The following is an 11,417-nucleotide window of genomic DNA, read 5'->3' as shown; positions in this document are numbered from 1 at the left end:
AATACCACGTCTTATGCTACGAAAAATACTTTCCCTTGCATGCATCTTCTGTATTTATACCTCACTTTTTGCTCAGCAACTCGATGAGCAATACAACCAACTCATCAAAGACTACACTACGGATGCCCGTTTTTTGCCAGAGAAGCTATTGAATATGGTGGACCATCCTACCATCCCTTCTCCCTTGAAGTTTTTTGGACATATCATAGGAGCAGAGGGACATGTGCATCGCTCTGAGGAGATTTTTGGGTATTACAAGAAATTGGCAGAAACCTCTCCCATGGTGCATATGCAAGAAATGGGAAAATCTGAAGAGGGTAGGTCCTTTTACCTAGTGATTATTGCGGATGAGAAAAGTATCGAACGATTGGAGCATTATAAAACCCAAACGGCTCGTTTGGCGGATGCTCGAATCACCAGCCCTGAACAAGCTCGCGCGATCATTCAAGATAGCAAACCTATTTATTATGTGTCAGGCGGAATGCATGCGACGGAAATGGGCTCCCCAGAAATGCTGATGGAGCTAGCTTATCGCTTGGTAACTTCTACAGATGATGAAATCCGTCAGATTCGAGAAAATATTATTACCGTAATCAACCCTATCATGGAGCCTGATGGTTGGGATAAGCAGGTGGATTGGTACTACAGATATACCAAGGGTAGGGAAAAATTTGATGATGGATTTCCACGCTCTACGCCTTATTGGGGAAAGTATGTGTTTCATGACAACAATCGGGATGGCTTACAAATCTCCCAAGAAATTACCAAAAGCATCTTCAAAGGATTCTTTGAGTTTCATCCAACGGTAATGTTGGATTTGCATGAGTCGGTTCCGTTGTTATACATTTCCACTGGAACAGGACCTTACAATGACTACGTGGACCCCATTACCCAAAGCGAGTGGCAAGTTATGGGTAACCATGATGTGGCAGCCGTAGCCGCTCAAGGAATGCCGGGAGCATTTACTTGGGCATTTTACGATGGTTGGTGGCCAGGTTATGGGATTTGGGTGGCCAATAATCACAATTCCAATGGACGCTTTTATGAAACATACGGAAATGCGGGTGCAGATACATACTTGAGAGATCTATCTACAGCACGCTATGCAGGTGATTTGGCTACTTCCAAAGAATGGTACAGACCTGACCCGGCGACTCCTCAAGTATTGTGGTCTTTCCGGAATAACATCAATTATACTCAAGTAGGGGTGATCGCTTCCTTATCTTATGCGGCGAATAATGCCAAACTTCTGCTAGAAAACTTCTACAAGAAAGGCTATAACAGCCTTCAAAAAGGAAAAACAGAGGGTCCAAAAGCCTATTCCATTGCAAAAGCTCAACGGGATCCTAGTATGGTTGCTTATCTAGCGGATCGACTGATTGCGCAAGGGATTGAAGTACATGAAAATGACACCCATTATATCGCGCTGACTGAGCAGCCTTATCGCAACTTACTGGTTTCTTTGATGACCCCAACGGCCTATCCAAAAGATGCAAAATTCCCTCCTTACGATGCGATTGCCTGGACTTTGCCCAATCTATATGGGGTAGAAGTGGAAAAGCATGAGGAGTTGCAAAAAAATCCTGCCGAATTGAAAAGAGTGGAGGCAGGTGTTCGATACGAAGGTACAGTTTCTGCTGATGCTACCAGTTATTTGATTCCTTATCATGCACAGGCAAATGTGTTGCCGGCTTTGTATGCAGTGGAAGCGGGAGCAAGGAATGCAGAGTTTTTTGTATTGCCCAATAGCACGGAAATTCAAGGTAAACTGTATCCGGCAGGAACAGTCTTAATCCGTAAAATCAATGCTTCACTAGCCAAGCAAATCGCTCAAAACTTTGGATTGGATTTGGTTCCAGAACCTGTGACAATCATGAGGGCTGCTTTACGGGATATTCAATTACCACGTATTTCAATTTACCATACTTGGTTTAATACACAGGATGAGGGTTGGTCTCGCTTTACCTTTGACACCAACAAAATCCCATACACAAGCATTGATAAAGATGATTTAAAAGCGGGCAATCTCCGAGCTAAATACGATGTGATTTTAGTACCGAGAGTTCGGGGAAATGCTAAAAACTTTATCCATGGAGTGGATAGTAAATATGGCCCCATGCCCTATACCAAAACAGCTGACTTTCCTTCCCATGGCTTTCCAGCCAGTACTTCGGATATGACAGGTGGACCAGGTTTTGTGGGTATGGAAAATCTGAAAAAGTTTGTGGAGGAAGGTGGAATGCTGATCACCTTAGAAAATACGTCGGCGATCATGGCAGAAGCGGGATTAATTCCGGAATTGTCTCCTGTAAGTACGCCTACTTTGTTTCATCCGGGTTCTATTGTCCGAGGTAAATCCCGTAATCCCGTCAACCCTATTCTGTATGGTTACCCGGAGGATTTTGATCTATTTAGAGGGAATGGCCCGTTGTTACAAACTGATAAATACAATCGTCAGTACATGGTGGCACAGTATGGTTATGGGCAGTTGAAGGATGAGGTTCCTTATGAAGGTCCGATTTTGGGTATGCCTACCGTAGAAAAAGTGGAGAAAGAAGAAAAAACAGCTACCAAAAACCCTCCCTATGTAGTATCCGGTATGGTCCGCAACGAACAGGAAATCATCGGTCACGGGGCCATCTTCCAAGTCCCTGTTGGCAAAGGCTCCATCGTTGCCTTCACCTTCGATCCCCTGCATCGATACCTAAATCTGCATCAAGCCCCGATGGTGTGGAATGCAATGATGCACTGGAATTACAGGTAAGGCTCTCGCAGAAGGTTCTCGCAGATAAAGGGGATTTGGCGGATTTAGCGCAGATTAAATATTATGTAATAGGATTGATTGGTTCAGATTTTGAAAATTCTAGCTGTCATTGATTGGCTTAAAATAAGTATTTATTGAATTACTTATTTATGAGCCTTTACTGCTTTCATGCGCTATTTTTGGGTATGGAGGAAAATGATATCAGTTACAAAATTAGAGGAGCAATATTTGCTGTGTATAACCACTTTGGTCCTGGGCTATTGGAGACAATTTATGAAAAAGCATTAGCCTTGGAGTTGGAAGAACAAGGGTTGAAAGTTCAAACACAAGTCATCCTTCCCATAATTTATAGAGGAGTAAAACTAGAAGGGAATTATCGCCTTGATATACTCGTAGAAGATAAAGTTATTGTTGAAGTAAAATCAGTAGATGAATTACATGACGTTCACAAAAAACAATTGTTGAGCTATTTGAGGCTTTCACAACTTAAGTTAGGTATATTAGTCAATTTCAATACTCATGAGTTAGTCAGTAAAAAAAGCATCATCCGAATTATCAACACAAGAGAACCAAATCATTGAAAAAAAATCAAATCTGCGCTTAATCTGTTCAATCCCCTGTATCTGCGAGAGATAAATTCCAGATTCCTCCTTGATCTGCATATATTGTTTCTATCAACTTTCCATGGTGTATAAAAAATGGCTGCCCATCAGTGCCGAGGTCCCAGAGTTGGCCACGGAGGAAGATATTGGCTCCGTGACGGGCTTGGGTGGAGGAGATGCGGCCTGGGAGGGCGTATTTTTTCCATGCTTCCTGTTCGGTGATGGTTCCTATATCTGAAGGGTCCACATCTGATGGGGCAGGAGCGCCGTTGTATCCGGACCAGAGAATAGTCATTGCTCCATTTCCAGCACAATAGGAATTGACCAAGATAATGTCTGCTTGTTGTATGGCTTGATAAGATTCAGGGTACCAAGAGTCCGCACATACGAGTACTCCGATTTTGCCGATTGGTAATGTGATTGTTGGGATATTCGTAGGATTGGCGGCAGTGACAAATGGCTTCTCAGAGTCAATAGGAAAGGCTTTTTCGACTGCATAGGGAAGGATTTCTCCAGTTGGGATGAAGATAAATGAGGTGTTGTGGATTGGTTTTTCTGGGTTGACAGTTAACTTACCATCAATGACCTCAGCTCCTGGGAGATTGATAGAACCTGCAACGATATGAATGCCATAGGTTTTGGAAAGCTTTTGAAATGTTGCGCTGTAAATACGGGCCATTTCTTTACTTTTCATACGAAATAGGGTGGAGGCTATTCTATCCTCATCAGATATGGACAGTCTGTAATTTTTAAAATACGATATGGGGTTACTCAAAAGCAAGGTAGCCATGGCACCGGTTAAGGTTGAGGCTTTACTGACCGCTACTTTTTCATTGGCAATTACTAGCCAAGTTCCAATGTATTCGGGAAGCAGGACAATTGTTTTGTCTCCCAAAAAGCCAGCTTTTGCTGCTTCTGTGAAATAGTTGTCCATTTTTTCAAAAAACAGTTCCTCACTCAAATAGTCAGAGGGTAACATGTAAGGCTGAATCCCCACAATATTTCCTGCTGAACTTTCTGAATCATTCGGATTTATATCCGATACCAAACTGATATAAGGTTCCGTAGAAATTGCCTCAAGCGAATACCCCACATTCGCCCAAATCATCCACCCCAAAACCAAAGTCCCCAAACCAATTAAAATTTTCCTCATGCCTATTTATCTGTTTTCAATCATCTAAAATCAATCAAAAAATATCCGCGCCCAATCCGCTCAATCTCCTGTATCTGCGAGAGCCAAAACGATATCGGTAGCTGCCTTTTCTCCTGCCAGTACAGCTCCTTCAATATACCCAAACCAACGAGTAGCAGCTTCTGTACCTGCCCAATGAATATGTCCGTTTGTTGCACGATAAGCGTCTTGGAAGCCTGTCCATGCGCCAGTAGGGTATAATCCAGCATAACAGCCTCTGGACCAAGCTTCATCTGTCATGGTAAAATCTTCGTAGCGAGTGGGATTGGATGCTTCGGGTCCGAAGTAGGAAACCAATTGTTTTTCCATGGCTTTCTGTCGGTTCTCTTTCGAAAGTTTGAAGTATGCCCGACAGCGCTCTGCGATAGTAAAGCCTAGTATTATACCCATCGAACCATCCTTAGGAGAAGCATCGAAAAGTGTTTGAAAGGGTGAGTGTTCATCAGCTAGTACTTGTCCGCTAAATCCTTTGTCTCTCCAAAATGGTTTCTTATACACCATAAAGCATTTTCCAACCTGCCCCATGGCGATTCTGTCCATGACTTGTCTTTTGTTGGCGGGCAGAATGGGATTGAAATTAATTTTGGCAGCAAGTGGAGGGGGTATGGCAATGATCAGTTTTTTAGCTGTAAAAGAGTTATTTTCGGTAAAGACTGTTACCGAATCATCACTTTGTTTTACGCTGCTAACTGCATGAGAAAATAGGATTGAATTTTCAAAAGGCTTACACATTCGCTCAGCGACGCTTCCCATACCACCTTGGATACGATGGAGTTGGGCACCGTTTTTAATGCTGACCAGGGTATTTAGGTCCGTTCCCGAACGAATGTAGAACAAGGCATGGAGTAATGAGATTTCATTCATTTCAGAGGCGAAAACTGTCTCACATGCCAGACGGATGACTTTTTTACAGGCTTTCGTTTTACAGTTTTGGGAAATGAAAGCTTCTAAACTTATGCTGTCGTATTCCTTAGCTTTTGGATGGGACCATGGGCTGATTGGGTCAATGGATGCCGCCATTTTTTCCATCTTCTTCATCAGCCAATCAAGGTTGACGAGGGAGATGATGTCCATTTTCGGGATAAGACCTGAGAAACTCCGAATCCGTTGATTGAGGTCTAGTAGGTTTTTCCCTGTATCGTAGGTTTCAAAATAATCGATGCCAAATTCTTGACATAACTCATACATACGGTCTTGGGTTGGACCAATCCATTGTCCGCCCAAGTCTAGGTAAAACCCATCTTCCCAGCGTTTGGTGTAAACCCGACCACCTATTCTATCCCTTGCCTCTAAAATCAGAAATGATTTACCTGCTTCGTGGAGCTTTTTGCCCGCTGCTATTCCGGAGAATCCTGCACCGATGATGAGTACGTCTTGCATGTGGTTCAAATGGGTTTATTTGGAACAAATTGAGGAAAAAACTTATGAAAAACAAAAATTGAGATAGAGGCTAGCAAACTCAGCGATTAGCGTGAGAAATCTTACAACAGCTTTCCTATAAAATTCGTGGTTTTTTGTTTTTCCATTTTTCTTTGCAAAATCTGTTCAATCTGCTTTATCCGTGAGAAGAATTCGGAATTGAAGAATTTTTTCGATCTTCGGGTTTAGGAAGAACCGCCCAATAATGAAGGATGAAGCTATCATACGGAAAATTATTCACGTGGACATGGATGCATTTTATGCTTCCGTGGAGCAGATGGATAATCCTGACCTGATAGGGAAGCCGGTGGCAGTGGGTGGTAACCGCGAAAGGGGAGTGGTGGCAGCTGCTTCCTATGAGGCCAGAAAATATGGAGTGCGATCGGCCATGTCAGGCAAAATGGCTGCTTTGAAATGCCCTCAGTTAATTTTTGTACGGCCACGGTTTGAGCGATATAAGGAATTGTCCAATCAGATTCGTGATATTTTTTACGAATACACGGACTTGGTCGAACCGCTCTCTTTGGATGAGGCATTTTTGGATGTGACGGTCAATAAAGTGAATAATCCTTCGGCAACCCTGCTGGCCAAGGAAATCCGACTACGGATCAAAGAGGAAGTGGGCTTGAATGCCTCAGCAGGGATTTCTTACAATAAGTTTTTGGCCAAAACAGCCTCTGATATCAATAAGCCCAATGGGCAGGCAGTCATCTTACCCAAGGATGCGGAGGTTTTTTTGGAAAAACTTCCTATCGAGAAGTTCTATGGCGTAGGGAAGGTTACAGCCGAAAAAATGAATAAACTTGGGATTTATAATGGCTTGGATCTCAAACAGTACTCCCTGCAATTTTTGACCAAAAAATTTGGAAAAGCTGGACTGCATTATTTCAATATTGTCCGGGGAATCCATCAAAGCGAAGTGCAGCCTAATCGCTTACGCAAATCTCTTTCTGCGGAAAACACCTTCGAACAGGATTTGCCTACGGCTAGCGATTGTCTGTCAGCCTTAGAGGAGGTATTGGTAGAGGTGAAAAAACGTATGGAGCGAACAGGCATCAAAGGGCGAACGGTCACGCTGAAAATCAAGTATTCGGATTTCACCATTCAGACCCGTAGCAAAACTTTTGAGCAATACCCCGAGATGGATAAGATTTGGGAAACAGTACAGACTTTAGTGGAACAAGAGGAATTGAAAATGCCTGTTCGCTTATTAGGTGTTGGGCTTTCCAATCTAAACATTGAAGAAGAGAAAATACTTTTCGGAAAGCAGCTGCATTTTGATTTTGAGGGTTTTGAGTAAGCTTTAGTGAAAATCCTGGCAGGTTTCAAAAACCTGCCAGGATTAGTCCCTGTTTTCCACAACCATTTTTATCCCCTAAGCACCACTCAGCAAAATTGCTGCTGTGACCGTTGATTTTTTTCTATTTTCGCAGAGATAAATCTGTCTTATGAAAAAGAAATCTATGTTTTTCATGCTCCTAGCTTGTTTGTTGGCAGTAGGAAGCATCAGCGCACAGCAGGCCCCGCAGTGGCTGCGCTACCCGTCCATATCACCGGATGGACGATTGATTGCATTTACGTACAAGGGTGATATTTACACCGTTCCCTCCCAGGGAGGAAAGGCGGTGCAGTTAACCTTCCATGAGGCGCATGATTTTATGCCGGTGTGGAGCAAAGATGGCCAAAGTATCGCTTTTGCTTCTGACCGCTACGGCAACTTTGATGTGTACATCATGCCTGTACAAGGAGGGAATGCAACCCGTCTGACCTATCACTCCAATGATGAGATGCCTTACAGCTTTTCTTCGGATGGTGCTCATGTGATTTTTGGAGGTGTTCGTCAAGATTTGGCAGAGCACAGACAATACCCAACTGGTTCTCAGCCTGAATTGTATAAAGTTCCTGTCAAAGGTGGACGTGTGGACCAAGTTTGGACCATCCCGGCCGAATATGTATCTGTTTCCCAGGATGGTAGCAAGATGCTGTACCATGATAAAAAAGGTGGGGAAAACGAGTGGAGGAAAAAGCATCAATCCGGTATTGCCCGTGATATTTGGGTATATGACCAAGCAAGCAATTCCCATCAAATGCTCACCACCTTCTATGGGGAAGACAGGAATCCTGTTTTCGCTCCCAATGGTAGCGAATTTTTCTATCTATCGGAGGAAAATGGCAACTTCAATGTTTGGAAAGCTTCTTTGGCCAATCCTGCAAATAAGCAGGCCTTAACGGATTTGAAAGACTTCCCTGTTCGCTTCCTAAGCATTGCTAGTGATGGCTTGATGAGCTTTTCTTACGATGGACAGTTGTATACGATGAGAGAGGGCGCACAGCCTCAATTAGTGGAGGTATCCTTAACCACTCAGGCTATTAGCAATTCTGATAGTTTCATTACCATCAATGGAGAAGTACGGGAAATGTCCTTGTCTCCGGATGGTAAAGAGATCGCTTTTATTTCTCGTGGAGAAGTATTTGTTACTTCTGTGGATGGGGCTTTGACAAAACGAATTACAACAACACCGGAAGCTGAGCGATTTGTGCAGTTTGCTCCGGATGGGAAGTCCATTATCTATGCTGCGGAGCGCGATGGCAAATGGCAGATTTTGCAGACCAAGCGTGTCCGCGAAAAAGAAGAACCTTTCTTTTTTGCCAGCACACTCCTGAATGAAGAAGTATTGGTATCCAAAGATGTGGACGTATATCAACCCAAACTATCTCCAGATGGTAAGAAGTTGGCTTATGTAGAGAATCGGAAGAATCTGGTTGTGATGGATTTAGCTACCAAAGCCAGTATCACCTTGATGGACGATACTCAATTGTATCACATGCAGGATGGAGATCAGTTTTTCTCTTGGAGCCCTGACAGTAAGTGGTTATTAGCAGAGTACAACCCAACCATGGCCAATGGAGAGATTGTATTGTTGGATGTAACGGGTAAGCGCCCGATGGAAAATATCTCCCAAAATGGTTTCCGTGATTACAGACCGAAGTGGGTCAATGGAGGCAAGCAGATTATCTGGTTTTCTAATAGAGATGGTTTAAAGAGCTTGGCGACAAGTGGAGGTTCTCAAGCGGATGTGTACGCACTTTTCCTGACCAAAGAGGGTTTTGACAAATTCAACCTCAGCAAGGAGGATTACGACTTGATGAAGGAAATCGAGAAGGCCAACAAGAAAGGAGATGATAAGAAAGCCGATGATAAAAAAGAAGACAGCAAGAAAGTAGAAGACATTAAGATCGATTGGGATGAGCTGATTTACCGCAAGGTAAAATTGACCATTCATTCTTCTTCCTTGGGTGATGCGGTGTTGGATAAAGAAGGGGAGAAGTTGTTTTACTTGGCCAGATTTGAAAAAGGGCTGAATTTATGGAGCACGGATTTGCGTACCAAGGAAACGAAAATGGAATTGAAGCTGGATGCAGGTTTCGGCTCTATGGAATGGGATGCGGAGATGAAGAACCTCTATTTATTGGCAAGTGGAGCTATTTCCAAAATTACCAATAATGGAACCAAGAGAGATCCTATCAGGATTGCAGGGGAGATGACTTTGGATACTGACTTGGAAAGAAAGGCCATGTTTGACCATATCCGCATCCGAACCAAAGGGGCGTTTTACACTCCTGATATGCATGGGGTTGATTGGGATGCTTTGGCAGATTCCTATGAAAAATACCTGCCACATATTGGCAATGGCTATGAGTTTGCAGAGATGGTTTCCGAGTTGATTGGGGAACTGAATGTGTCCCACGCGGGCGCACGCTATTCCAGAAGAGTTTCCCAATCCGATGCGACAGCTAGCTTGGGGATATTTATGGATTACAAACATAGCGGCGATGGTATCAAAATCGTGGAAATCCTTCGCAATGGTCCTTTGGACAAAGCGGGATTGGACCTGAGTCCAGGGATGATTATCGAAAAGATTGACGGGCAGGTTATTTCCAAAGATCAGGATGTGGCCGTTTTCCTCAATAGAAAAGCAGATAAATTCACCCTATTGGATGTATTCAACCCACAGACCAATACCCGCAAGCAGGTGACAGTAAAACCGGTTTCCTTGGGTGAGGAAAATCAATTATTGTACAGAAGATGGGTGCGTAAGAATCAAGAGGAAGTGGACAAACTATCCGATGGGAAATTGGGCTATGTACATATCCCAGGCATGTCTGATGGACCTTTCCGAACTACCTACGAGGAAATGATGGGTAAGTACCATGACAGAGAAGGGGTGATTGTAGATACCCGTTTCAATGGTGGAGGTGACTTGGTTGCCGATTTGGCCATGTTCTTTACAGGAGAGAAGTTTATCACGTATGCGGTAGAGGGCAGAGATGTAGGTTATGAACCCACCTTCCGCTGGACCAAGCCAACCCTAGCCATGTTCAATGAAGCGAATTACTCGGATGGGCATTGCTTTGCTTGTGGCTATACAGATTTGCAGATCGGTAAGACCGTAGGGATGCCTACTCCGGGAACCTGTTCCTTTGCAGGTTGGGAGGCATTGCCCAATGGAGCCCGTTGGGGAATTGTGCCGATTTCAGCCAAGGATAAGCAAGGCAATTGGATGGAAAATAACGAGACCAAGCCACAGTTTGAGGTAAAAAATATGCCAGGCAAAATCGACCAAGGCATCGACCAGCAGCTGGAGAAAGCGGTGGAGGAGTTACTGAAAGACGTAAAGTAAGGAATGTCTGAAAGTGAAAAAATCCCTTAGTTTAGCTTATAAATACCTACCCGGCAGGTTTCTTACCTGTCGGGTATTTTTTTACTATCCATTCAAGTGTAATCTGAATTCCGACCTCGAAGAGGTCACATGTTTGTAGCATAGAGTAATTACCGGAGTTACCAACTGACCAAGAATTGGGTCGCATTGGATGCTAAGAGGGTGTTTTTGTATAAGCGCTGACCCAGATTTGTAATCTTGGTCTGTAGATACATGAGGATTTGTAATCCTCTAGGCTAATCTTTTTAAAACTTAGGGATTATTTCCCTTAATAAGACGGCTTTCCTTAGGAGATTGCAAATCTCCGTTTATCTGTTTCCCGATATAAGGTTGAAATATGCTGTCGCGAAACAATGTAGAAATAAAATNGTCAGCCCTGAGATCTTTATCGGAGGGGTATTTGGATAGCAATTGGAGAATGTTTTCATGTCCACAGATGGCACAGATTTCACGGAAGGATGGTTTAAAGATTTCTTTTGTGGCTGACATTAATGTATGGATAAATTTATAAAATTTGGTCGCAGGCTCCGGAATTGGAAAGGATTGATTTGTTGGGTTTGGTGTGAAGTTTTTTGGGGTAGTGAAATGAAATATGATTTTCAATTTCGACCTCGAAGAGGTCACATGTTTGTAGCAAAGAGTAATTACCGGACTTACCAACCGATCCGGAATTGGGTCGCATTGGATGCTAAGAAGGTGTTTTTGTATAAGCGCTGACC

The 11,417-nt window shown here is 43.4% G+C and carries 6 protein-coding genes; 4 read left to right on the top strand and 2 right to left on the bottom strand.

What is annotated here, in order from left to right; translation table 11 throughout:
* The first annotated feature begins 13 nt into the window (after nt 1-13).
* Entirely contained in the window at nt 14-2,764 is a 2,751-nt protein-coding gene (locus IE080_RS16890; RefSeq protein WP_189585443.1) for a M14 family zinc carboxypeptidase, read from the top strand.
* A gap of 149 nt (nt 2,765-2,913) precedes the next feature.
* Entirely contained in the window at nt 2,914-3,345 is a 432-nt protein-coding gene (locus IE080_RS16885; RefSeq protein WP_229800702.1) for a GxxExxY protein, read from the top strand.
* Nucleotides 3,346-3,373: 28 nt separating this feature from the next.
* On the opposite strand, the gene IE080_RS16880 is transcribed toward IE080_RS16885, so the two are convergent.
* Nucleotides 3,374-4,519, bottom strand: a complete 1,146-nt coding sequence (locus IE080_RS16880; protein ID WP_189585440.1) for a carbon-nitrogen hydrolase family protein — start codon at nt 4,517-4,519, stop codon at nt 3,374-3,376.
* A gap of 60 nt (nt 4,520-4,579) precedes the next feature.
* The gene (locus tag IE080_RS16875) at nt 4,580-5,938 is read right to left on the bottom strand and encodes a flavin monoamine oxidase family protein (protein WP_189585437.1); all 1,359 of its coding nucleotides are present in this window, start codon (nt 5,936-5,938) and stop codon (nt 4,580-4,582) included.
* Nucleotides 5,939-6,182: 244 nt separating this feature from the next.
* On the opposite strand from IE080_RS16875, the gene dinB reads away from it, so the two are divergent.
* Nucleotides 6,183-7,277, top strand: coding sequence for a DNA polymerase IV (gene dinB / locus IE080_RS16870; protein ID WP_189585434.1), 1,095 nt, complete (start codon nt 6,183-6,185; stop codon nt 7,275-7,277).
* Nucleotides 7,278-7,425: 148 nt separating this feature from the next.
* Nucleotides 7,426-10,659, top strand: a complete 3,234-nt coding sequence (locus IE080_RS16865) for a S41 family peptidase (protein ID WP_189585431.1) — start codon at nt 7,426-7,428, stop codon at nt 10,657-10,659.
* Nucleotides 10,660-11,417 lie beyond the last annotated feature (758 nt).

Origin of the sequence: Mongoliitalea lutea (assembly GCF_014652135.1) — a bacterium.
GTDB lineage: Bacteria > Bacteroidota > Bacteroidia > Cytophagales > Cyclobacteriaceae > Mongoliitalea > Mongoliitalea lutea.
This window is presented reverse-complemented; position numbering and strand designations above follow the sequence as displayed.

Coding starts and splice junctions, on each gene's coding strand:
- IE080_RS16885 (WP_229800702.1), top strand. CDS start 2,914: ATGAGCCTTTACTGCTTTCATGCGCTATTTTTGGGTATGGAGGAAAAT.
- IE080_RS16875 (WP_189585437.1), bottom strand. CDS start 5,938: ATGCAAGACGTACTCATCATCGGTGCAGGATTCTCCGGAATAGCAGCG.
- IE080_RS16880 (WP_189585440.1), bottom strand. CDS start 4,519: ATGAGGAAAATTTTAATTGGTTTGGGGACTTTGGTTTTGGGGTGGATG.
- IE080_RS16890 (WP_189585443.1), top strand. CDS start 14: ATGCTACGAAAAATACTTTCCCTTGCATGCATCTTCTGTATTTATACC.
- IE080_RS16865 (WP_189585431.1), top strand. CDS start 7,426: ATGAAAAAGAAATCTATGTTTTTCATGCTCCTAGCTTGTTTGTTGGCA.
- dinB (WP_189585434.1), top strand. CDS start 6,183: ATGAAGGATGAAGCTATCATACGGAAAATTATTCACGTGGACATGGAT.